The organism is Kitasatospora sp. NPDC057965 (assembly GCF_042887135.1).
Classification (GTDB): domain Bacteria; phylum Actinomycetota; class Actinomycetes; order Streptomycetales; family Streptomycetaceae; genus Kitasatospora.
This window is the reverse complement of sequence record NZ_JBHVPZ010000007.1, coordinates 237,994-260,462: the sequence shown is the minus strand read 5'-3', so window position 1 is coordinate 260,462 and position 22,469 is coordinate 237,994. Positions and strand designations below refer to the sequence as shown.

Here is a 22,469-nt window from a genome sequence, read left to right as displayed (position 1 = left end):
GGATTTTGGGGGGTCTGCCCCCGGGCCCCGGCGCCGCGGGGGGTTGGGGGCCCCCCCCCCCCGCCCGGGGGGCGGGGGGGGGGCCCCCCGCGGGCCCCCCGGGCACGGGCGTCGGCCGCGAGGCCGCTGAGCAGGGCCAGCATCCAGTACTCGGCGGTCACCACCAGGGTCGGAAAGCCCGGCGCGGCCTTGAAGTCCCCCCGCATCCGCCCGTTCCCTCCGACTTTCCGATCGGCGCCGGACCCCCCGAGCGCCGTGGTGATCCTGTCAGGAGGAAAGCGTCCGCACACTGCCAGGACCTGGCAATCTTGTCGGTGTTTTGACACCGGAAAACATCCGGAAACCAGACGCAACGCGGGGCCCGCTGAAACGTTCAAGATGAACGGCCGCGGTCACAGCGACCGGTTCGGCCAGTCGAGCAGACGCGCGCCCATCACGGCGGTCTCCAGGGTGTAGCGGTGCAGCGCGTCGGCCGGGTCGTAGCCGGTGAGGTCGCGGATGCGCTCCAGCCGGTAGCCGAGCGCGCGCACGCTCAGGCCGAGCCTCCGGGCGGTCTCGGCGTTCACGTACCCGGCCTCCGCCTGGACGGTGATGGTCTCCAGCAGCGGGCGGGCGCCGCCGCGCGCGGAGGTGAGCGGGCCGAGCACGGTGCGCACCAGGTCGGCCATCGCGGAGCGGTCCCGCATCAGCACCGGGAAGACCAGCAGCTCCTCGGCGCGCAGCCGCTGCGCCGGCAACTCCAGCCGCTGCGCGTACTCCAGCGCGCCGAGCGCCTCCTCGTAGCTGCGGACGATGCCGCCGGTGCCGGCGTGCCGGCGGCCGGTCGCCACCCGCTGCGCGGGCGGGTACCCGGCACCGGGCCGCAGGGCCAGCTCGGTGAACGCGGTGAGGACGGCCTGCTCGCCGTCGGAGGCGATGCAGACCAGCCGCCCGTCGCGGGCGGCCAGCAGCAGGGTGCGGTCGTCGTAACGGCCGGTCAGTTCCCGCAGCACCCGGTGCGCGGCGGGCGCGCCCTCCAGGTAGGGCTCGTCGGCGACGGCGACCGCGACGGTGTAGCCGGCGGCCAGCCGCAGCCCGAACCGCTCGGCGCGCTCGGCGAGCGCCCCGAGGTCGGAGCGGCCGTGCAGCAGGTCGTTGACCAGCTCGCGCCGGTTGGTCTCCTCCTGGCGCACGGCCATCCGCTGCGCGCGCTCATGGCCCTCGGCGAGGGCGCCCAGCGCGGCCTGGGTGGCGGCGAGCACGGCGTCGCCGGTGCGCCGCAGCTCGGCGGCGGTGGCGGCGGTGAGGCCGGGGAGGGTCTGCCAGGCCGCGCGGGTGGCGCCCAGACAGGCGCCGACGAGGTCGCGCAGGCCGTGGCCGGCCTCGGCGCCGCGCTCGCCGAGTTCGCGCAGTCGCTCCAGTTCGGAGCGGCGCAGCAGGCGGCCGGTGCGGGAGACGTCGGTGAGCAGGTCCAGGCAGTGCGGAGCCAGCTCGCTGGGGATGTCGGGTGTGCCGGTTCCGTTGGCCACCGTCATGTCGTCGTGTCCCGCCCCGGTCCGTGGGTGTGGTCCGGCCGCCCGGCGTGCCCGCCGGTCGGCCGATCGGCTTCTGGGCTGGTCAGCCGGTGCGCCGAGCCGTCGGCGGACCCGTCGGCCGCCCAGCCCGGGCATGTTATCCGGTCGGCGTTCCGGCCGCCTTGCCAACCGCCTCGCCGACCTCCTCGCCGACTGCCAGGCCGACCGTCGGCACCAGCGGCCGGTGGCAGGCGACGGTCCGTCCGGGCGCGACCTCGCGCCGCGCCGGCACCTCGCTCGCGCACCGCTCGTCGGCGAACGGGCAGCGGGTGCGGAACCGGCAGCCGGACGGCGGGTCGAGCGGGGACGGCGGGTCGGCGGGCAGCAGCCCGGAGTCGCCGAGCGGGCGGCCGGGCTCGGGGACGGCGGCGAGCAGGGCCGCGGTGTACGGGTGGGCGGGGGCGGCGAGCACCTCCTCGGTGGGGCCCTGCTCGCAGAGCCGGCCGAGGTGGAGCACCGCGACGTCGTCACTGACGGCGCGGACCACGCCGAGGTCGTGCGAGATGAACAGGCTCGCCAGGCCGCGCTCCTCGGTGAGCCGGCGCAGCAGGTTGAGCACGGTGGCCTGGGCGGAGACGTCGAGGGCCGAGACGGCCTCGTCGGCGATCAGCACCCGCGGCTCGGCGGCGAGCGCGCGGGCGATGGCGACCCGCTGCGCCTGGCCGCCGGAGAGCTGGGCGGGCCGGCGGTCGCCGAACAGCGCGACCGGCAGGCCGACGGCCTCCAACTGCCGCTCGACCACCGCGGTGCGGTCGACCGACGGGTCCGGGTGGGCGTCCAGCGGTTCGGCGACCAGGTCGCGCACGGTGCGGCGCGGATTGAGCGAGGAGACCGGGTCCTGGAACACCATCTGCATCCGGGGACGCAGGGCCCGGAGCGCCCGCGGGGTGAGGGCGGCGAGGTCGGTGCCGTCCAGGGTGACGGTACCGGCGGTGGGCGGGGGCAGCCGCAGCAGGGCCTTGGCGATGCTGCTCTTGCCGGAGCCGGACTCGCCGACCAGGGCGAGGGTGCGGCGTTCGCGCAGCTCCACGTCGACGCCGCTGACGGCGTGCAGCGGGCCGGAGCGGGTGCGGTGGACCACGGACAGCCCGGTGGCGCGCAGCACCACGGGCGTGTCCGCGTCGGCGGAACCTGAGACGGGGGTGGCGGTCATGCGGCGGTCTCCTCGGCCGTCGCCGGCAGCGCGGCCGACGGCGTGAGCGGGAAGTGGCAGGCGGCCGTGTGTCCGGCCCCGGCCCGGTGGAGCGGCGGCGCGTCCGTCGAGCAGACCGCCTGGGCGCGCTCGCAGCGCGGGGCGAACGGGCAGCCGGGGACGGGCTTGGAGAGGTCCGGCGGCGAGCCGGCCACGGCGGGCAGGGTGCGGCGCAGCGGTCCGGTGACCCGGGGCACCGAGCGCAGCAGCGCGGCGGTGTACGGGTGGGCGGGGTTCTCGGTGACGTCCTCGGTGGGGCCGGTCTCGACGACCCGTCCGCCGTACATGACGGCGATCCGCCGGGCGCGGCCGTAGAGCAGGCCGATGTCGTGGGTGATCAGCAGGGTGGCCAGGCCGCGGGTCTCGCGGTGTCGGTCGAGCAGGTCGAGCACGGTGCGCTGGACGGTGACGTCCAGGGCGGTGGTGGGCTCGTCGGCGAGCAGCAGGGCGGGGGAGCCGGCCAGCGCGGCGGCGATGCCGACGCGCTGGCGCAGGCCGCCGGAGAGCTCGTGCGGGTAGGCGCGGGCGCGCCGGGCCGGGTCGGGGACGTCGACGGCGGCGAGCAGTTCGGCGGCGGTGCGCAGCCGTTCGCGGCGCGGCATCCGGCGCCGGTTGGTGAGCGACTCGGTGACCTGGTCGGCGATCCGCACGACCGGGTTGAGCGAGGTCATCGGGTCCTGGTGGACCATCGCGACGCCGGTGCCGAGCAGTTCGGCGCGCCGGGCGGCGGTGGCGGTGAGCAGGTCCTCGCCGTTCAGCCGCACCGAGCCGGTGGCGGTGGTCCGGGTGGTGCGCGGGTGGACGCCGAGCACGGTACGGGCCAGCACGGACTTGCCGGAGCCGGACTCGCCGACCACGCCGAGGCACTCGCCGGCGTCGATGGTGAGGTCGATGCCGTGCAGCACGTGCAGCGTCCGGCCGTCGGGGGTGTGCAGGGTGGTGTCGAGCGAACGGACCTCCAGAACCGGGCTGGTCATCCTCGCCCTCCCTTCGAACGGAGCTTGTCGCCCAGGTAGTTGAGGGCGAGGACGGTCAGGCAGAGCACCGCCGCCGGGGCGAGCGAGATCCACGGGGCGCTGCCGAGCGTCGTCCGGCCCTCGGCGATGATGCCGCCCCAGGACGGCTCCGGCGGGCGGAGCCCGAAGCCGAGGAAGCTGAGCGAGCCCTCGGCGACGATGGCGACGGTGGTGGCGGTGAACGCGAAGGTGAGCGCGATCGGCGCGACGTGCGGGACCACCTCGCGCACCAGGATGCGCAGCGGAGCGGTGCCGATCATCCGGGCGGCCTGGACGAAGCCCCGCTCGCTGAGCGACATCACGACGGCGCGCACCACCCGGGTGAAGTGCGGCACGGTGAACAGGCCGATCAGCGTGCCGATCAGGGCCAGGCTGGGGCCGCGCAGCGAGACCGCGATCATCACCAGGATCAGGGTGGGCACGGACAGCAGCAGGTCGGTGGCGAAGCCGATCACCTTGTCGACCGGCCCGCGGAACCAGCCGGCCGCCACGCCGAGCGCCCCGCCGCAGAGCAGGCCGACGGCGATGGTCAGCGCGGCGACGGTGAAGGAGGCGCGGGCGCCGGCCACGGTGCGCTCCAGGACATCGCGTCCGGCGGCGTCGGTGCCCAGCCAGTGGCCGGGGCCGGGGGCGGCGGCGGGGTTGGCGAAGTCGCCGTGCAGCGGGTCGAAGCCGGGCAGCAGCGGGAGCAGCACGGCGGCGAGCGCGACGACGGCCAGCCAGCCGCCGGCGACCAGCACCCCGGCGGAGGGGAGGCGGCGCGCCGCCCGCTCGCGCGGGGCGGCGGCGGGTGTGGCGGGGGCGGGGGCGGGGGCGGTGGGGGCGGGGACGGTCTCAGCGGCGCTCATCGGCGATCCTCGGGTCGACGGTGCGGTACAGCAGGTCCACGGCGAAGGTGGCCGCCACCACGGCGACGGCGCTGACCACCACCACCCCCTGCACCACCGGGAAGTCACGGCCGTTGATCGCGCCGGAGACCCAGGTGCCGACGCCGGGCACCGCGAACAGCGACTCGACCAGCACCGAGCCGCCGAGCGAGGTGCCGACGCCGATGCCGATCAGGGTGACCAGCGGCAGCGAGGAGGGCCGCAGCGCGCGGCGCAGCAGCAGCCGCGCGGTGCCCATGCCGCGGCTGCGGGCGGCGGAGACGTAGGTCTGGTCGAGGGTGTCGAGCAGCTGGCTGCGCAGGGTGCGGGTGAAGACCGCGGCCTCGGTGAGGCCGAGGGTGAGCGCGGGCAGCACCAGGTGGCGCAGGTTCTCCAGCGGGTCCTCGGTGAACGGGGTCCAGCCGGTGGCCGGCAGGAGCCGCAGCTGGACGGCGGTGATCCAGATCAGCAGCAGGCCGAGCACGAAGCCGGGCACGGCGAGCCAGACGAAGGCGCCGGCGGTGGCGATCCGGTCGACCGCGCCGCCCGGCCGCCAGGCCGACCAGAGCGCGACCGGCAGGGCCAGGCCGAGCGCCACCACCTGGGCGGCGACGAAGAGTTCGAGGGTGACCGGGATCCGGTCGGCGAGCTCGGTGGTGACGGCGACGCCGGTGGAGAGCGAGTGGCCGAGCTCGCCGTGCAGGGCGTCGCCGAGCCAGCGCCAGGTGGCGGCGAGCACGTTCTCGTCCAGGCCGAGCTTGGCCTCGTAGGCGGCGACCTGCTCCGGCGTGGCGGTGGGGCCGAGGGCGGCGAGGGCGGGGGAGCCGGGCATCAGGTGCGGCAGGGAGAGCGCCGCGACGGTGACCAGCAGGAGCACCGCGGCGGCCCGTGCGAGCCGTCCGGCGGTGCGTCCCGCCGTGCGCAGGGCGGTGGGCGTCACTTCTTCACCCACAGCGAGGCGGGGGAGACGTTGACGACGGTCCGCTTGGAGACGTCGGGCAGGCCTCCGATCCTGGTGGTGGCGAGCAGGCCGGTCTTGTTCTCGGTCAGGAACAGCATCGGGGCGTCGTTGACGACCTCCTGCGCGGCCTCCTGGTAGGAGCGGGCGCGCTGGGCCGGGTCGACGGTGGCGCGCCCGGCGGCGATCGCCTGGCCGGCCTTCGGGTTGTTCCAGCCGGTGAAGTTGTAGGGGGCGTCGGGAACGTAGAGGCTGGCCAGGGCGGTGTCGGTGTCGCCGAACATGCTGGTGACGAAGTCCATCACCTGGAACTTGCGCTGGAACATCGCGGTGCCCAGGCCCGCCGGGTCCAGCGGCTTGATGGTCATCTTCACGCCGGCCTCGGCGAACATCTGCTGGAGCACGGTGGCCCGCTGCTGGCCCTCGGGGCGGCTGTCGACGAGGTACTCGAAGGAGAGGTCGGAGTGGCCCGCCTCGGCGAGCAGGGCGCGCGCCTTGGCCGGGTCGTGCGCGGGGTACCCGGAGGCGTCGCCGGCGGCGCGGTAGGGGGAGGCGGAGCCGATCGGGCCGTCCGAGACCTTGCCCTGGTCGAGGTAGACGACCTTCTCGACGGCCGAGCGGTCCACCGCGTACTGCAGCGCCTTGCGCACCTTCGGGTCGTCGAAGGGCGCGACCTTGGTGTTGAACAGCACGGTGGTGGTGGAGCCGGGGCCGGCGGCCACCCGCAGGCCGTCGGTGGCGGCCTGCTTGAGCTGGGAGGGGGTCTCGGCCCAGACCACGTCGGCGTCGCCGGAGCGCAGCGACTGGTAGCGGCTGTCGGTGTCCGGCAGGACCTTGTAGACGAGCTTGTCGGCGTGGCCCTTCCCGCCCCAGTAGGAGGGGTTGCGGACGAGGGTGGCGGAGACGCCCGGCTGCACGCTCTCCACCGTGTACGGGCCGGAGCCGACGGCGGGGGTGTCGGCGCCGGCCGGTGCCTCGGAGACGTAGCCGAGGGAGCGGGTGAACAGGCTGGGGAAGGCGGCGTTGGGGGACTTCAGGGTGAAGCCGACGGAGGTCGGGGAGTTCACCGTCATGGCACCGATGGTGGCGGCGTCGGCGGCACAGCCGCACTTGGCCTCGGGCTTGGCGAGCCGGTTGACGTGGTCGACCACGGCCTGCGCGTCGAGCGGCTTGCCGTCGCTGAAGGTGACGCCCTCGCGCAGCTCCAGCGTCCAGGCGGTGGCGTCGGCGTTGGCGGCGGTGAAGGCCTTGGCCAGGTAGGGCTGCACGGCGCCGTTGTCGCCGTTGACCATCAGCGGGTCGTAGAGCGCGTTGGCCAGGATCATCATCGGCATCGAGGTGAGGCTGGTCTCGGCCGGATCGAGCTTGGTGAACGGTCGGTCGAGGCCGATTCTCAGGGTGCCGCCGTCGACGGCGGGGCCGTCGTCCTTGGTGGCGGAGGCACCCGCGCCGCCGCCGGAGACCGTGTCGTCGGACGCGGAGCAGGCGGAGGCGGTGAGGGCGAGGGCCGCCGTGCAGACCGTGGACGCCAGGACGAGCGTGTGCCGCTTCATGATTCCTCGGGGGATTCGGGGGCTGAGGGAGGGGGAGACCGGCGGACGCTGCCGGACCGGCGGCCGCCGGACCCCACTCTTTGGAGGTGGCACAACTGCCAATTGGCACTTGTGCAAACTTCGCATGACGAAATGACGACGACTTGGCGCTCGGCTTGAGCGGGCCGCGCCGGGCGTGATTCGGTACGACTACGGCCGCGTGCGGCACAGCAGTTGACGAGGAGCGAGCAGGATGCAGGGGCAGGGGACGGACACCGTGGCGGAGCCCGGGCTGCGCGACCGCAAGCGGGCGCGGACCAGGCAGGCCATCCGCACAGCGGGGCTCGACCTCTTCGAGGAGCAGGGTTTCGAGGGCACCACGGTGGACCAGATCTGCCGCCGGGCCGACGTCGCCCACCGCACCTTCTTCCGCTACTACGAGTGCAAGGAGGCGCTGCTCTTCGGCATGGACTTCGGCGCCGCCTTCCTGGACGCCTTCGCCACCGCCCCCGCCGGGCTGGAGCTCTGGGCCGCCTTCGAGTACGCCGCCGACACCACGGGCGGGCAGCTGGAGGAGCCGGCCGAGCACACCGTGCGGCGGCGGGCGCTGCGGCGCCGGTGCATCGGGATCCGCAGTGTGCACGGCTTCGCGCTGGTGATGATCGACGCCTTCGCGCAGCGGTTGACGGCGATCGCGGCCGAACGGCTGGACGTCGACCCGGTGGTCGACCTGCGGCCGCAGGCGTTCGCGGCGCTGATGGCGGGCATGACCCGGCGGCAGGTCCTCGACGGCTACGAGATGGGCTCGCTCCAGGAGTGGGCGGCGGCGTTCCGGCTGCTGCTCGCGAAGTTCGACGCGCCGGCCCCGGCGCCGCGCCCGGCGGGAGCCGTCCGGTGACCGCCTACCGCACCGGCCCCGACCCGCCGCCCGGCTCGCGGTAGTGCAGCACGAACCGCGCGCTGCTGCCGTCGATCCGCCGCCGCAGGTACAGCGCGGGCGCGCCGTCCGGCGTGCAGCTGACGCCCTCGCGGACCAGCAGCGCGGTGCCCGGGGGCACCCCGAGCAGCTCCGCGTCGGCGAGGTCCGCGCCGACCGCGCCGAACGCCCGCCAGTCGTACTCCAGCTCCACCCCGGCCGCCCGCGCCAGGTCGAGCACCATGTTGCCGGGACGGCCCGGCCGCACCAGCCCGTCCGGCAGCGGTCCGGACGGCACCCAGTAGCTGCTCACCACCCGGGGCCGGCCGCCCAGCCGGATCACCGTGTCCACCCGGGACAGCTCCTCGGGGGCGCGTCCCAGCTGACGGGCCGCCTCGTGGTCCTCGGCGGAGCCGGTCACCGGCGGCGCGGCCACCACGAACTCGCCGTCCTGCGCCGCCCCGGGCGCGTCCGTGCCGAGTGGCAGCCCGGTGTGCACACTGCCGAGGTCGAACCGCTGGCTGCGCGGGTCGACCGCGATCGACACCCGTACCGCGGGCGGGCGGACGAAGGTCCCCACGCCCCGGCGGATCTCCAGCACCGCGGCCCGTTCCAGCTCGGCCACCGCCTGTCGGACGGTCAGCCGGTTGACGCCGAACTCGGCGCTCAGCTCCGGCTCGCTGGGCAGCCGGGAGCCCGCCGGGTACGTCCCGGCGTCGATGCGCTCCTGGAGCTGCCGGGCGAGCCGGCGGTACAGCGGGGTTTCGGTCCGGTGCGTTGCCACGCGCCAGATCCTACGGAGCCGGGTGGCGGCTTCTGTCCCCGGTTGTCCGGAAGTTCACCTCCTCGTCGCTTGCCCGGCGCCCCACTTGCCGGGTAGACATCTAGACGTCTAGATGTCTCGCCGCCTTCTCCACGCCATCCCGAGTCATCACCCCCACCCCGCCCGCACCACCGAAAGGCCCCGCCATGACCCTCGTCAACTTCCGTGACCCCGCCGCCCTCGCCGACCCCGAGGGCCGCTGGGTCCGCCACGGCGTGCTGCACCGCTCCGCCCAGCCGTTCCCGGCCGACGACGCCTCGATCGTCGAGCAGCTGAACGCCGCCGGCGTGCGCACGATCATCGACCTGCGCGGCGGCGCCGAGGCGGACGACGCCGACTGGGCGCAGTCCCGGGCCGCCGGCATCGAGGTGGTCGCCGCCCGGGTCCAGCCCACCGACGGGAAGCTGGAGGCGGCGATGATGAAGATGACCACCGACGCCGACCTCGGCCACTTCTACCTGCTGATGGTCGAGTCCGCCCCCGAGGCGGTCAAGCTCGCCGTCGAGGCCGCCACCCGCCCCGGCGGCCTGCTGGTGCACTGCGCCGCCGGCAAGGACCGCACCGGCTGGCTGACCGCCCTGCTGCTCGACCTGCTCGGCGTCCCCGCCGAGGAGATCGTCGCCGACTACCACCGCACCACCGCGGCGCTGCCGCAGATCTTCGAGGGCCTGGCCGAGCGCAACCGCAACGCCCTGAACGACTACCACGCGGGCTCGCTGACCATCCCGCGCCAGCTGCTGGAGGCCCCGGCCGACTCGATGGCCGCCTTCCTCGACCTCGTCCGGGCCCGCTACGGCGGCACCGAGGGCCTGCTCGCCCACTGCGGCGTGGACGCCGCGACCATCGAGGCCTTCCGCGCCAAGGCCGGCGCCGGCACCGTCGAGACCGCCGAGGTGACGGCATGAGGACCCTGCTGCACCACACCGACGGCACGCCGTTCCGCGACCTCAACCACAACGGCACCATGGAGCCCTACGAGGACCCGCGGCTGTCCGTCGAGGAGCGCGTCGAGGACCTCCTCTCCCGGATGACCCTGGAGGAGAAGGCCGCGCAGATGTTCTGCGGCCGGATGCTCGCCGGCAACCAGGGCCCCTTCCCCTCCGGCGACCACCTGATCACCGAGCGCGGCCTCACCGCCTTCGGCATGACGATGGTCCCCGACGCCCGCAGCATGGCCGAGTGGAACAACCACGTCCAGGACCTCGCCGCCGCGAGCCGTCTCGGCATCCCGGTCACGCTCGCCTCCGACCCCCGGCACGGCTTCACCACCAACCCGGCCACCGCCTTCGCCGGCGGCGGCTTCTCGGTCGGCCCCGAGCCGATCGGCCTCGGCGCCACCGACGACCCGGAGCTGGTCGGGGAGTACACCGCGCTGATCGGCCGCGAGCTGCGCGCGGTCGGCATCCGGGTCGCCATCCACCCGATGGCCGACCTCGCCACCGAGCCGCGCTGGGCCCGGATCAGCGGCACCTTCGGCGAGGACCCCGAGCGGGTCTCCCGGATCATCGCCGCCTACATCCGCGGCCTGCAGGGCGAGCGGATCGGGCCGGACAGCGTCGCCTGCATGACCAAGCACTTCCCCGGCGGCGGCCCGCAGCACAAGGGCGAGGACTCGCACTTCGCGGCCGGCCGCAGCCTGGCCTACCCGGGCGGCGCCTTCGAGCAGCACCTGCGCCCGTTCGAGGCCGCCTTCGAGGCCGGTACCGCGCAGATCATGCCCGCCTACGCGATCCCGGCCGGCTCCGGGCTCACCGAGGTCGGCGCCAACTTCAACCATGACGTCATCACCGGCCTGCTGCGCGGCAAGTACGGCTTCGACGGCGTGATCTGCACCGACTTCAACGCCATCACCGGCATGGAGATCCCGGGCGTCGTCAGCCTGCCGCCGCGGCACTGGGGCGTCGAGGAGCTGTCGGTGCCCGAGCAGGTCGCGATGACCCTGCACGCGGGGGCCGACCAGCTCGGCGGTGAGACCGACCCCGAGCTGATCCTCGGCGTGGTCCGCTCCGGCGCCGTCACCGAGGCCCGGCTCGACGAGTCCGTCCGCCGCATCCTGCGCGACAAGTTCCGGCTCGGCCTGTTCGACGACCCGTACGTGGACGTCGAGGCCGCCGTCGCGCTGGTCGGCGCCCCGGCGGGTCGCGCGCTCGGCCGCAAGGTCCAGGCCGCCTCGCTGGTCCGCCTCGCCGGACAGCCGCTGACCGGCGAGCGGATCTACGTCGAGGGCGTGGACGCCGAGGTGGCGGCCCGCTACGGGACGGTCGTCGAGCGCCCCGAGGACGCCGACGTCGCCGTCGTCCGCCTGGCCACGCCGTACGAGAAGCGCGAGGGGCTGCTGGAGCAGCACTTCCACACCGGGACCCTGGAGTTCGAGCCCGCCGAGGCCGCCAGGATCGTCGCGCTGGCCGGGACCGTCCCCACCGCCGTCGTCGCGCTGCTGGAGCGCCCCGCCGTGCTGACCCCGCTGGCGCCGCACGCGGCGCTGCTGGTCGGCGAGTTCGGCGCCGCCGACGAGGTCGTGCTGGACGCGGTGTTCGGCCGTGCCCCGATGACCGGCTCGCTGCCCTTCGACCTGCCGCGCTCGGACGCCGCCGTCGAGGCGTCCCGCGAGGACGTGCCCTTCGATACGAAGGACCCGCTCTTCGTCGCCGGCCACCCGACCGCCCCGCGCGAGGTGACCCGATGACCACCGACGCTCTGCCGGACGGCTTCCTGTTCGGAGCCTCCACCGCCGCCCACCAGATCGAGGGCAACAACACCACCAGCGACTGGTGGGCCCTCGAACAGCGCCCCGGCGGCTTCCTGCCCGAGCCCAGCGGCGACGCCGCGGACAGCTTCCACCGCTGGCCCGAGGACATGGACCTGCTCGCGGCGCTCGGCTTCAACGCCTACCGGTTCAGCATCGAGTGGGCCCGCATCGAGCCGGTGCGCGGCCGGTACTCGTGGGCCGCACTGGCCCACTACCGGGCGATGGTGGAGGGCGCGCTGGCCCGCGGCCTCACCCCGGTGGTGACGCTCCACCACTTCACCCTGCCGCAGTGGTTCGCCGAGGCGGGCGGCTGGCTCGCCCCGGACGCCGCCGAGCTGTTCGCGCGGTACGCCGCCACCGCCGCCGCCGAGGTGCTCGACGGCGTCCGGTACGTGGCCACCATCAACGAGCCGAACGTGCTCGCCCGGATGCACACCCTGATGGGGAAGCTCGCCGAGGGCCCGGCCGGGGTGGACCTCGACCGGGTCGACCCCGGCGAGGACATCACCGAGGCGCTGGTGCGGGCCCACCGCGCCGCGAGCGCGGCGCTGCGCGAGGCCGACTCCCGGCTGCTGGTCGGCTGGACGGTCGCCGGCCTCGGCCTCTACCCCGTGGAGCCCGGTGCCGAGGCCACCGTCGCGGCCGTCTCCCGGCGGAGGGAGGACGTGTTCGTGGAGGCCGCCCGCGGCGACGACTGGATCGGCGTGCAGGCCTACACCCGCACCCCGGTCGGCGTCGACGGTCCGGTCCCGGTCGCCGAGGGCGTCCGCACCACGATCAAGGGCTGGGAGTACTACCCGCGGGCGCTCGGCGAGGCGGTCCGGCGCACGGCCGCGCTGGTCGGTCCGGACGTGCCGCTGCTGGTGACCGAGAACGGCATCGCCACCGCCGACGACAGCGAGCGGATCGCCTACACCACGGAGGCGCTGGCCGGCCTCGCCGACGCCCTGCGCGACGGCGTCGACGTGCGCGGCTACCTGCACTGGAGCCTGCTGGACAACTACGAGTGGGGCTCCTACCGGCCGACCTTCGGCTTGGTGGCGGTCGACCCGCGGACCTTCGAGCGCAGCCCGAAGCCCTCCGCGCACTGGCTCGGCGCCCTCGCCCGGGAGGGCCGGCTGGGCTGAGCCGCAGCCGCCCGCGGGGAGCAGGACGTCGGCCGGTCCGACGTCCTGCTCCCCGTTTCCGTTTTCGCGTCCTGTCCCCACGTCAAAAACCGTTCGCGCCCGCGGTGGCGGGCTGGCAGAGTCCGCTCCCATGGAGCAGCTGTACGGGATCCGGGCCGACCACGACGCCTCCACCCTCGTCGTCTACCAGGCGTACGCCCCCGCCGTGGCCGACGCGGCGCTCGCCGCCGGGCGGTTCGTCCCGCCGTTCTCCTTCGGGCGGATGACCTGGATCAAGCCCTCGTTCCGCTGGCTGATGCACCGCAGCAACTGGGCCCGCAAGCCCGGGCAGGAGCGCGTGCTCGCCGTCCGGATCACCCGGGCCGGCTGGGAGGAGGCGCTCGGCCGGGCCGTGCCGACCACCGGCGACCCCGCGTTGCTCGCCGGCGCCGAGGTGCACGTCCAGTGGGACCCGGAGCGCTCCCTGCGCGGCGCGGCGCTCAACCACTACAGCATCCAGGTGGGCGTGGGCCGCACCCTGATCCGGACCTTCGCCGAGGAGTGGATCACCGGCATCACCGATCTCACCCCGCAGGTGCGGCGGATCGCCGAGCTGGTCCAGCAGGGCCGCACCGCCCAGGCCCAGCGCCTGCTGCCACCGGAGCGCCCGTACCCGCTGCCGCCGTCCCTCGCCCATCTGGCCCGGGTGTGACGAAGCCCGGGCCGGGCGAAGGGTGGGGCCGCCTCCCCGGCACGATCACTGGAATCGGGAGACGGCCCCGGTCCGGGGCCGGTCGGGGCCCACGCCGCGGATCGGGCATCGACCGCGTGGACCCGACCGGACCTCCATCAGACGACCTCAACCCCGGTTGAGGTCAAGTCCTCGTGGCGACGGCTGTTCGTCAGGGCGGGCCGCTAGCATGTGCGGTTCGTCCACAGTGTGACGTGAGACGCGCAATCCTGCCGAAGACAAAGGATGATGACGATCAGTATTCGACGCATACTCCTGACCGCGGGCAGCTGCCTCGCGCTCGGAGCGATCACCGTGGGGACCGCCGTCGCGGCGCCCGCCCCGGCACCGACCGCATCGTCCGACACCAAGCCGGTCACGTACCTGGGACACCGGTTCACCGTCCCCGCCGACTGGCCGGTGGTCGACCTCGCCGCCGACCCGACGACCTGCGTCGGCTTCAACCGCCACGTGGTCTACCTCGGCACCCCGGGCGACGGCGCGAGCTGTCCGCCCGGTGCCGTGGGCCGCACCGAGGCGCTGCTCGTCGAGCCCGCCGCCGCCGGCACCGCCGCGGGCTTCACGGCCGACCCGGTGGACCACCAGCTCACCGCCACCGCCCCGGGCCTGCGGGTCACCGCCACCTACGACCTCGACGAGCGGCTGGTCCGGGGCATCATCGCCTCCGCCGGCCTGCCGACCGCCGGGTCGACGGCCGCCCGCAGCCCGAAGTCCGTGGCCGGCCAGGCGCCCGCCGCCACGCCGGGCGTGGCCGCCGCCCCGCAGGCCGCGGCCGCGCCCGTCGCCCTGCCGCCCGAGGTCACCAACTTCACCGGCCGCGGTTTCGACGCCTGCGCCGCGCCGAGCTCCGACCTCATGCAGGCCTGGAAGACGGGTTCCCCGTACGGCGCGATCGGCATCTACATCGGCGGCAGCGCCATGTACTGCCAGCAGCCGAACCTCACCCCCGAGTGGATGCAGAAGCAGACCGCCGACGGCTGGCGCTTCCTGCCGATCTTCGTCGGCCGGCAGGCCTCGCGGATCACCGGCCCGGCCGACGGTGTCACCGAGGCGGACAACGCCATCGCGAAGGCGGCCGCGCTCGGGCTCAGCCCGGGCAGCGTCCTCTACTACGACATGGAGGCGTACAGCACCCCGCAGTACACCACCACGGTCCTGGGCTTCCTCTCCGCGTGGACCAACCGGCTGCACGAGCGCGGCTACAAGTCGGGCGTCTACAGCAGCGGCGCCAGCGGCATCAACGACATCGTCAAGAACCTGGGCAGCGGCTACGCCATCCCGGACGTGCTGTTCTGCGCCAACTGGAACGGCAAGGAGACCACCAGCGACCCGTACATTCCGGACAGCGTGTGGGTCAACCACGAGCGCGTCCGCCAGTACCGCGGTGACGTCCAGGAGACCTACGCCGGGTACACGCTGAAGATCGACCAGGACCTCCTCGACGTGGCCGTCTCCCCGCCGCCGGGCCCGGGCGCCCGGGTGCGGGTGGACTTCAACGGTGACGGGAACGAGGACGTCGCGGGCAAGCTGTCCGACGGCTCCCTGCTGCTGTGGGCGGGCAACGGCAACGGCACCCTCAACACCCAGAGCGGCTACGCCATGTGGCCGGGCACCGGCTTCGGCCAGGTCAGCGAGCTGGTCGCGGCCGACTTCAACGGCGACGGCCGCACGGATGTCGCGGGCAAGCTGTCCGACGGCTCCCTGCTGCTGTGGACCGGCAACGGCAACGGCACCCTCAACACCCAGAGCGGCTACGCCATGTGGCCGGGCACCGGCTTCAAGGACGTCCACGACCTGCTGGCCGGCGACTTCAACGGCGACGGCAGGATCGACCTGGTCGGCAAGGCCGCGGACGGCACCCTGATGCTCTGGACGGGCAACGGCAACGGCACGCTCAACACCAGCAGCGGCTACGCCATGTGGCCGGACACCGGCTTCAAGAACGTCCACGACCTGGTCGCGGCCGACTTCAACGGGGACGGCTGGACGGACGTCGCGGGCAAGCTGTCCGACGGCTCCCTGCTGCTGTGGACGGGCAACGGCTCCGGCCGGCTGAACACCTACAGCGGCTACGCGATGTGGCCGGACAACGGCTTCGGCCAGGTCCACGAGCTGGTGGCGGGCGACTTCAACAACGACGGCCGCGCCGACGTCGCGGGCAAGCTGTCCGACGGCTCCCTGCTGCTGTGGGCGGGCAACGGCAACGGCACCCTCAACACCCAGAGCGGCTACGCCATGTGGCCCGACAACGGGTTCTGGCAGGTCTCCGAGCTGCTGTAGTCCCGGGCTCCCGCAGCCCCGGGGCGGACACCACGGACCGGGCTCCCACCGCACGGCGGCGGGGGTCCGGTCCGGCGTTTCAGGGGGTCGGCAGCTCCCGGATCCGGGTGATCCGGCCGCGCGCGTCCAGCGTCAGGTCGTAGCCGTTCCCGTAGCAGGCGTAAGGGAGTTCGGGCTCGGCGCCGGTGAGGCAGGTGTCCAGATGGTCGAGCAGGACCGGCAGCTGGACCTCCTTGGCGGGCTCGTCGTGCGGGAGGTCGACGAGGGTGGCGGTGGCATGGGCCGCGAGGGCGTGGGTGACCACGGCGGCGCCGGGCGGGCAGGAGGGCCGGACGGTCAGCCGGCCGTCGGCGACCGCGAGGACCTGGACGACCCGGCGGCCGGCGTGGGTGGTACAGGGGGCGGGGGAGAGGGGGGCCGGGGGGAGGGGGGTGGGGGCGAAGAAGTCCGGGGTGGCCGCGAGGGTGTCCTCCCCGTCGTCGCCGGGGGCCGCGAGGTCCGCGGGGTCGTCCAGGTCCTCGGCGTCCTCCGGGTCCCCGAGGTCGTCCGAGGCCACCGCGAGCGTCGGGTCCTCGTCGATCGGGGTGCAGGCGGCGAGCCCGGCGGTGACGGTGCAACAGAGCAGCACGGCGAGGAGGAGGCGACGGGGCGCGGTCATGGGGTGAGTCTCCCAGGAACGGGGCCGGACGAGACATCCACCTGGACGCGGAATCCGGGTGACCGGTTCCGGACACGACCGTCCCCGCCGGGCGTGCGGACCCGGCGGGGACGGAAGCGGGGGCGGGGCGGACGCGGGGGCGGGGCGGACGCGTAGGGCGGGGTGCTACGCCGCGACCGGGTGCGTCGGGTCGTAGGCCCGGCGGACCCGCTCCTGGGCCTCCGGCCCGGCCCCCAGGTGGTCGAGCCCGAGCAGCGCCGCGCCGAGGACCGGCGGGGCGACCACGATCCGTGGCTCGGCGAGCGGCGCCGCGGCCGTCAGCCGGGCCGTCAGGTTGTCGAGCAGCAGCGGCTGGCGGGAGGCGAGCACCCCGCCGCCGAGCACCAGCGGGGTGGGCGTGTCCAGCAGCTCCAGCCGCCGCAGGGCGACGACGGCGAGCCGGGTGATCTCGTCGGCCTGCCGGTCTATCAGCGACAGGGCCGTGGCGTCCCCGGTCCCGGCGACGGCGAACAGCACCCGGACCACCTCGTGCAGCCGGACGGACGGCAGGTGCCCGAGGTGGACGGCCTCGGCGACGGCGCCGGTGGTGGGCAGACCGAAGTGCTCGGCGATGGCGGCGGCCAGACCGGTCGGCCCGCCGCGCCCGTCCTCCGCCCGCACCGCGTGCCACATGGCGTCGCCGGCCAGGCCCCAGCCGCCGCCCCAGTCACCGGTGAGCTTGCCGAGGGCCGGGAAGCGCGCGGTGCGGCCGTCGGGCAGCAGCCCGACGCAGTTGATGCCCGCGCCGCAGACGACCGCGACGCCGCGCGGGCCGTCGGTGCCGGCCCGCAGCAGTCCGAAGGTGTCGTTGACGACGGTGTTGCCGGCGCCCCAGGGGTGGCTCTCCAGAGCGACGCGCAGCGCCTCCTCCTCGACCGGCAGGTCGGCGTTGGCGAGGCAGGCGCTGACGTGGCCGGTCAGCGGGCCGGTCCAGGCGGTGACCCCGGCGGCCGCGGCGGCCTCCTCGACCAGCGGGGCGAGGCCGGCGACGGCGACGTCGGCGCCGACGGTCGCCGGGTGGAAACCGCCGCCCCGGGCGGAGCCGAGGACGGAGCCGTCGGTGCCGATGAGGGCGACGTCGGTCTTGGAGTTGCCGGCGTCGATGGCGAGGACGCCGGGCAGGTGCGGTTCGGGCTGGTGGGTCATTGGGGTTCCCGCGGCTCGTCGAACGTGGCCCGGCCGGGGGTCTTTCCCGGTCGGGGGTGGCGTGACTCCGCCCGCGATCCGGCCCGCACTCCCCCACGGAGCGCGGGCCGGGGACCGGGGATCGGGCGGCTCAGGCCCGGGGCGTGTCCGTCAGGCACGCGCCCATGCGAGGTGCTCGCGGTTGTGGGCGAGCAGCCGGTCCGTCAGCTGGTCGGCGAGTTCGATCTGGCCGACCAGCGGGTGGGCGAGCAGGGCGTCGAAGACCCGGTCGCGCCCGCCGCGCAGGGCGGCGTCCAGGGCGAGGTGCTCGTACGCGGTGACGGCGGCGACCAGGCCGGCGTACAGCGGCTCCAGCGGGCGCTGCGGCAGCGGGCGCACGCCCGCCGCGTCGACCTCGGCCGGTACCTCGATCACGGCGTCGTCCGGCAGGAAGGGCAGCACGCCGTCGTTGCGGGTGTTGACCACCTGCACCGAGGTGCCGCCGCCGGTGCCGAGCAGCGCCGCGATCAGCTGCACCGCCGCCTCGGAGTAGAACGCGCCGCCGCGCTTGGCGAGCAGCTCCGGCTTGGTGTCGAGCGCCGGGTCGGCGTACATCTCCAGCAGCCGCCGCTCGATCTCGGCGACCTCGGCGGCCCGCGAGCCCTTGGACCTCAGCTCCTCCACCACCACGTCGTGCTGGTAGAAGTACCGCAGGTAGTAGGAGGGCACGACGCCGAGCCGCTCGATCACCGGCTGCGGCAGGTGCAGGTCCTCGGCGATCTCCTTGCCGAAGCCGGAGAGCAGCTCGGGCAGCACCTCGCGGCCGCCGGCCGCGCCGGGGGCGTCGAGCAGGGTGACCCCGCGCTCCCAGGTGAGGTGGTTGAGGCCGACGTGGTCGAGCCGGATCAGCTCCGGATCGACGCCCAGGTGCTTGGCGAAGCGCCGCTGGAAGCCGATGGCGACGTTGCACAGGCCGACGGCCTTGTGACCGGCGCTCTGCAGGGCTCGGGTGACGATGCCGACCGGGTTGGTGAAGTCGACGATCCAGGCGTCGGGGTTGGCGCGCCGGACCGTCTCGGCGATGTCGAGCACCACCGGCACGGTGCGCAGCGCCTTGGCGAGGCCGCCGGCGCCGGTGGTCTCCTGGCCGACGCAGCCGCACTCCAGCGGCCAGGTCTCGTCCTGGTTGCGGGCCGCCTGTCCGCCGACCCGCAGCTGCAGCAGCACCGCGTCGGCGTCGGCGACGCCCGCCGCGACGTCGGTGGTGGTGGTGACGAGCGCGCCGTGGCCCTGCTTGGCGAAGATCCGCCGGGCCAGCCCGCCGATCAGCTCCAGCCGCTCGGCGGCCGGGTCGATCAGGACGAGCTCGGCGATCGGCAGGGTGTCGCGCAGCCGGGCGAAGCCGTCGATCAGCTCCGGGGTGTACGTCGAACCGCCGCCAACGATGGCCAGCTTGAGTGCGGACATCAGCCCTTGACCCCTGTCAGTGTCACGCCTTCGATGAAGGCCTTCTGTGCGAAGAAGAAGAGGACGATCACCGGGGCCATCACGAGGAGGGTGGCGGCCATGGTGAGGTTCCAGTTGGTGTGGTGGGCGCCCTTGAAGGACTCCAGGCCGTAGGAGAGGGTCCAGGCGTCGTGGTTGTTGCTGGCGTAGATCTGCGGGCCGAAGTAGTCGTTCCAGCAGTAGAAGAACTGGAACAGCGCGACGGCGGCGATGGCCGGCTTGGCCATCGGCAGCACCACCCGCAGCAGGGTGCGCAGGTCGCCGCAGCCGTCGATCCGGGCCGCCTCGATGTACTCCTTGGGGATGGTCATCAGGAACTGCCGCAGCAGGAAGATCGAGAAGGCGTCACCGAAGGCCATCGGGATGATCAGCGGCCAGAGCGAGCCGCCCAGGCCCAGCTGCTTGGCCCAGAACAGGTACATCGGGATGATGGTGACCTGCGGCGGCAGCATCATCATCGCGATGACCGCCATCAGGGCCAGGTTGCGACCGCGGAAGCGGAACTTGGCGAGCGCGTAGGCGACCGGCAGGCTGGAGACGACGGTCAGCACGGTGCCGAGGCCCGCGTACAGCAGGGTGTTGCGCCACCAGGTGAGGAAGCCGGGGGTGTTCCAGACCTTGCCGTAGTTGCCCCAGTTCCAGGAGGTGGGCCAGTAGTCGGTGGTGAGCGCCTGGCTGTCCGACATCACCGAGGTCAGGAAGGCGAAGACGAACGGCAGCAGGAAGAACAGGCCGGCGGCGACGGCCAGCGAGTGCACGGCCACCCAGTTGAGCAGGGCGCGGCGGCGGGCGGTGCGGGCGGCGGCGGTGGCCGGGCCGCGCGAGGGGCCCCGGCCGGTCCGCTTGCCGGGCGCCTCGGCGGGGAGGGTCGAGCTGAGAGTCATGGTTTTCGTGTCCCCGCTAGTCGTCGTTGGCCATGAAGCCGGACCGGCGGCGCAGCAGCACCGAGGTGACGGCCATCGAGATGACGAACAGCACCAGGGCGACGACGCACGCCGCACCGTAGTTGAAGCGCTGGAAGCCGAGGTTGTAGACCATCTGCGGCAGCGTCCAGGTGGAGCCGGACGGATAGCCGGGCTCGAACTGCTGGCCGGAGCCGGCCGCGTTGCCGCTGGCGACCTTCGCGGCGACGATCGCCTGCGTGTAGTACTGCATGGTCTGGATGACCCCGGTGACCACCGCGAACATGATGATCGGCGAGATGTTCGGCAGGGTGACGTACCGGAACCGCTGGAACGGGCCGGCGCCGTCGAGTTCGGCGGCCTCGTACTGCTCCCGCGGGACGTCCAACAGGGACGCCATGAAGATCACCATCAGGTCGCCGACGCCCCACATGGCGAGCAGGGTGAGCGCGGGCTTGGACCAGTTCGGGTCGGCGAACCAGCCGGGCTGCGGCAGCCCGATCTCGCCCAGGAAGTGGTTGACCGGGCCGGTGCCGGGGTTGAGCAGGAAGGCGAAGGCGACCGTGGCGGCCACCGGCGGGGCCAGGTAGGGCAGGTAGAAGGCGGTGCGGAAGAAGCCCACGCCGCTCTTGATCTTGGTGATCAGCATCCCGATGCCGAGGCCGAACGCCACCCGCAGGCTCACCATGATGACGACCAGCCACAGGGTGTTGCGCAGGCCCTGCCAGAACGCCGGGAGGTCGTTGAAGACGTAGTCCCAGTTCTTCAGGCCGCTGAAGGAGGGCGAGCCGAAGCCGTTGTACTTGGTGAACGAGAAGTAGATGGTCGAGATCAGCGGGTACAGGAAGAAGACGCTGAAGCCGATCAGCCAGGGGGAGAGGAAGGCCAGGTTGCGGGCCGCCGCCCGGCGGCGCTTCCGGCGCAGCTGCTGCTGCACGGGAGGCGCCGCCGGGGCGGTCGCTCCGGCCCCCTTGCGGGTGGCGGACGCGAGTGACATGGGTGCTCCGTGGACGGGCCGGACGCGCGGGGGAGGCCGCTACTTGGCCTGGGCGATGGCGGCGTCGATCTCCTTGGCGGTGGCGGCGAGGCCGGCCGCGAGGTCGCCCTGCTTGCCCGACTCGTAGTCGTAGCCGAGGTTCTGCAGCGAGACGATGTAGCCGCCGCCGTTGACGACCGCCGGCGTGGTGCCGGAGTGCGCGTTCTTCGCGATGTTCACGAAGGTCTTGAAGTTCTCGTCGGCGATCAGCTTCGGCGACTCCAGCGCGGCGAGGGTGCTCGGCACGTTGTGGATCGCGTTGGCGAAGGAGACCACCGCGTCGGTGTCGGTGGTCAGGAACTTGACGAACTCCCAGGCGGCGGCCTGCTTCTTGCTGGTGCTGGCGATGCCGACGATGGTGCCGGTCTGGTAGCCGCGGCCGTAGGTGTCGGCCTGGTCGTCCGGCACCGGGAACGGCGCGGTGGCCCAGTCGATGTCCGGCTTGTCGGTGGCGAGCGAGGCGGTGCGCCACTCGCCGTCGATGGCCATCGCGACCTGGCCGGTGTTGAACGGGTTCTTGGCGCTGAACTCCTCGCCGAAGGTGGAGCGGAACTTGTCCAGCTTGTCGTAGCCGCCGAGCTGGTCGACCAGGCCCTTCTGCCACTTCATCATCGCGGCGACCTTCGGGTCGGTGGCGATGGTGGACTTGCCGGAGCCGTCGAAGTACGTCGGGCCGTACTGGCCGAGGAAGTGCTCGGTGGTCGACTCGTAGCCGTGGTAGAGCGGCATGAAGCCGAGCTGCTTGTAGCCGTCGCCCTCGGCGATGGTGAGCTTCTTGGCGGCCTCGGCGAACTCGCTGAAGGTCTTCGGCGCGGAGGTGATGCCGGCGGCGGCGAAGGCCTTCTTGTTGTAGTACAGGCCGAACGCGTCGCCGAGCAGCGGCAGCGAGCACTGGTTGCCCTGGAACTGCGTGTAGTCGAGCATCGCGGCCGGGAAGGTCTTGGCGGCGTCGATGCCGTCCTTGGCCAGCAGCGGCTTGAGGTCGACGAACGCCTTGGTCGAGCAGAACATGCCGACGTTGTTGGTGGTGAACGAGGAGACCACGTCGGGGGCGTCGTCACCGCCCGCCCGCAGCGACTGGTTGACCTTGTCGTCGGCGATGTTGCCGACGGCCTTCACCTTGATGTTGGGGTGGGCCTTCTCGAAGGCGGCGATGTTGTCGTTGATCGCCTTCACCTCGGAGTCCTGGCTCCAGCCGTGCCAGAAGGTGATGGTGACGTCCTTGCCACTGGCCGAGTCGTCGCTGCCGGAGCCGTCGCTGCTGCCGGTGCAGGCGGTGGCGAGCAGGGCGAGGACGGCGCTGCCGGCCACGGCGGCGATGGTGCGGCGGCCTCTGCGGGAGTGGGAGGTGGTGGAGTGCACTTCGAGGTCCTCCTGGGGCTGCGCGGGCAGGCGTCATTGCCTCGGGTCCCGCGTTCGGGGGTAGGGGAGAGGTGGGTGCAGGGCGTGCGGTGGAGCGTC

Annotated in this window: 19 protein-coding genes; 6 read left to right on the top strand and 13 right to left on the bottom strand. The window is 73.7% G+C overall.

The annotated features are described in order from the left end of the window. Nucleotides 1–392: 392 nt before the first annotated feature. The 6 genes from ACFVVU_RS11805 to ACFVVU_RS11780 form a co-directional block, all read right to left on the bottom strand. Nucleotides 393–1,514 carry a PucR family transcriptional regulator gene (locus ACFVVU_RS11805; protein ID WP_380690309.1) on the bottom strand — a complete coding sequence of 374 codons (1,122 nt, stop codon included), beginning with the start codon at nt 1,512–1,514 and terminating at the stop codon, nt 393–395. 136 nt (nt 1,515–1,650) lie between these two features. After that, entirely contained in the window at nt 1,651–2,706 is a 1,056-nt protein-coding gene (locus ACFVVU_RS11800; protein ID WP_387789482.1) for an ABC transporter ATP-binding protein, read from the bottom strand. After that, the gene (locus ACFVVU_RS11795) at nt 2,703–3,722 is read right to left on the bottom strand and encodes an ABC transporter ATP-binding protein (RefSeq protein ID WP_380685007.1); all 1,020 of its coding nucleotides are present in this window, start codon (nt 3,720–3,722) and stop codon (nt 2,703–2,705) included. The genes ACFVVU_RS11800 and ACFVVU_RS11795 overlap by 4 nt, the downstream gene beginning before the upstream one ends. Then, nucleotides 3,719–4,609, bottom strand: a complete 891-nt coding sequence (locus ACFVVU_RS11790; protein WP_387789480.1) for an ABC transporter permease — start codon at nt 4,607–4,609, stop codon at nt 3,719–3,721. Before ACFVVU_RS11790 ends, ACFVVU_RS11795 begins: the two co-directional genes overlap by 4 nt. Further along, nucleotides 4,596–5,567 carry an ABC transporter permease gene (locus tag ACFVVU_RS11785; RefSeq protein ID WP_387789478.1) on the bottom strand — a complete coding sequence of 324 codons (972 nt, stop codon included), beginning with the start codon at nt 5,565–5,567 and terminating at the stop codon, nt 4,596–4,598. Before ACFVVU_RS11785 ends, ACFVVU_RS11790 begins: the two co-directional genes overlap by 14 nt. Further along, complete coding sequence (locus ACFVVU_RS11780; RefSeq protein WP_387789476.1) at nt 5,564–7,138, bottom strand: ABC transporter substrate-binding protein; 1,575 nt, start codon at nt 7,136–7,138, stop codon at nt 5,564–5,566. The genes ACFVVU_RS11785 and ACFVVU_RS11780 overlap by 4 nt, the downstream gene beginning before the upstream one ends. 232 nt (nt 7,139–7,370) lie before the next feature. On the opposite strand from ACFVVU_RS11780, the gene ACFVVU_RS11775 reads away from it, so the two are divergent. Next, nucleotides 7,371–8,015, top strand: coding sequence for a TetR family transcriptional regulator (locus tag ACFVVU_RS11775; RefSeq protein WP_380685003.1), 645 nt, complete (start codon nt 7,371–7,373; stop codon nt 8,013–8,015). Nucleotides 8,016–8,019: 4 nt separating this feature from the next. Here ACFVVU_RS11775 and ACFVVU_RS11770 read toward each other — a convergent pair whose 3' ends face one another. Further along, nucleotides 8,020–8,817: a GntR family transcriptional regulator gene (locus ACFVVU_RS11770; protein ID WP_380685002.1), complete on the bottom strand. Its 798-nt coding sequence runs from the start codon at nt 8,815–8,817 to the stop codon at nt 8,020–8,022. A 185-nt stretch (nt 8,818–9,002) separates the two neighbouring features. Between ACFVVU_RS11770 and ACFVVU_RS11765 the strand changes: the two genes are divergently transcribed. The 5 genes from ACFVVU_RS11765 (at nt 9,003) to ACFVVU_RS11745 (ending at nt 15,742) form a co-directional block, all read left to right on the top strand. Then, nucleotides 9,003–9,761, top strand: coding sequence for a tyrosine-protein phosphatase (locus ACFVVU_RS11765; protein WP_380685001.1), 759 nt, complete (start codon nt 9,003–9,005; stop codon nt 9,759–9,761). Continuing rightward, on the top strand, nt 9,758–11,542 hold the full coding sequence (locus ACFVVU_RS11760) for a glycoside hydrolase family 3 protein (RefSeq protein WP_387789473.1): 1,785 nt from the start codon (nt 9,758–9,760) through the stop codon (nt 11,540–11,542). Before ACFVVU_RS11765 ends, ACFVVU_RS11760 begins: the two co-directional genes overlap by 4 nt. Further along, nucleotides 11,539–12,732, top strand: coding sequence for a glycoside hydrolase family 1 protein (locus tag ACFVVU_RS11755; protein WP_387789472.1), 1,194 nt, complete (start codon nt 11,539–11,541; stop codon nt 12,730–12,732). Before ACFVVU_RS11760 ends, ACFVVU_RS11755 begins: the two co-directional genes overlap by 4 nt. A 130-nt stretch (nt 12,733–12,862) precedes the next feature. Further along, nucleotides 12,863–13,423 (top strand): DUF4291 domain-containing protein, encoded by a 561-nt coding sequence (locus tag ACFVVU_RS11750; RefSeq protein ID WP_387789470.1) that lies wholly within the window; start codon nt 12,863–12,865, stop codon nt 13,421–13,423. Nucleotides 13,424–13,687: 264 nt separating this feature from the next. Beyond that, nucleotides 13,688–15,742 (top strand): glycoside hydrolase domain-containing protein, encoded by a 2,055-nt coding sequence (locus tag ACFVVU_RS11745; RefSeq protein ID WP_387789468.1) that lies wholly within the window; start codon nt 13,688–13,690, stop codon nt 15,740–15,742. A gap of 79 nt (nt 15,743–15,821) precedes the next feature. Here ACFVVU_RS11745 and ACFVVU_RS11740 read toward each other — a convergent pair whose 3' ends face one another. The 6 genes from ACFVVU_RS11740 to ACFVVU_RS11715 all read right to left on the bottom strand — a co-directional run bounded on the left by ACFVVU_RS11740 (nt 15,822) and on the right by ACFVVU_RS11715 (nt 22,370). Then, a complete protein-coding gene (locus tag ACFVVU_RS11740; protein WP_380684939.1) occupies nt 15,822–16,400 on the bottom strand; it encodes a hypothetical protein in 579 nt (192 codons plus the stop codon). Nucleotides 16,401–16,565: 165 nt separating this feature from the next. Further along, nucleotides 16,566–17,585 (bottom strand): N-acetylglucosamine kinase, encoded by a 1,020-nt coding sequence (locus ACFVVU_RS11735; RefSeq protein ID WP_380684940.1) that lies wholly within the window; start codon nt 17,583–17,585, stop codon nt 16,566–16,568. A gap of 150 nt (nt 17,586–17,735) precedes the next feature. Next, the gene (locus ACFVVU_RS11730; protein WP_387789466.1) at nt 17,736–19,031 is read right to left on the bottom strand and encodes a 6-phospho-beta-glucosidase; all 1,296 of its coding nucleotides are present in this window, start codon (nt 19,029–19,031) and stop codon (nt 17,736–17,738) included. Beyond that, nucleotides 19,031–19,954: a carbohydrate ABC transporter permease gene (locus ACFVVU_RS11725; protein ID WP_380684942.1), complete on the bottom strand. Its 924-nt coding sequence runs from the start codon at nt 19,952–19,954 to the stop codon at nt 19,031–19,033. Before ACFVVU_RS11725 ends, ACFVVU_RS11730 begins: the two co-directional genes overlap by 1 nt. Before the next feature lie 16 nt (nt 19,955–19,970). Beyond that, the gene (locus ACFVVU_RS11720; protein WP_380684943.1) at nt 19,971–20,969 is read right to left on the bottom strand and encodes a carbohydrate ABC transporter permease; all 999 of its coding nucleotides are present in this window, start codon (nt 20,967–20,969) and stop codon (nt 19,971–19,973) included. Between the two features lie 39 nt (nt 20,970–21,008). Further along, nucleotides 21,009–22,370, bottom strand: coding sequence for an ABC transporter substrate-binding protein (locus ACFVVU_RS11715; protein WP_380684944.1), 1,362 nt, complete (start codon nt 22,368–22,370; stop codon nt 21,009–21,011). Nucleotides 22,371–22,469: the final 99 nt, after the last annotated feature.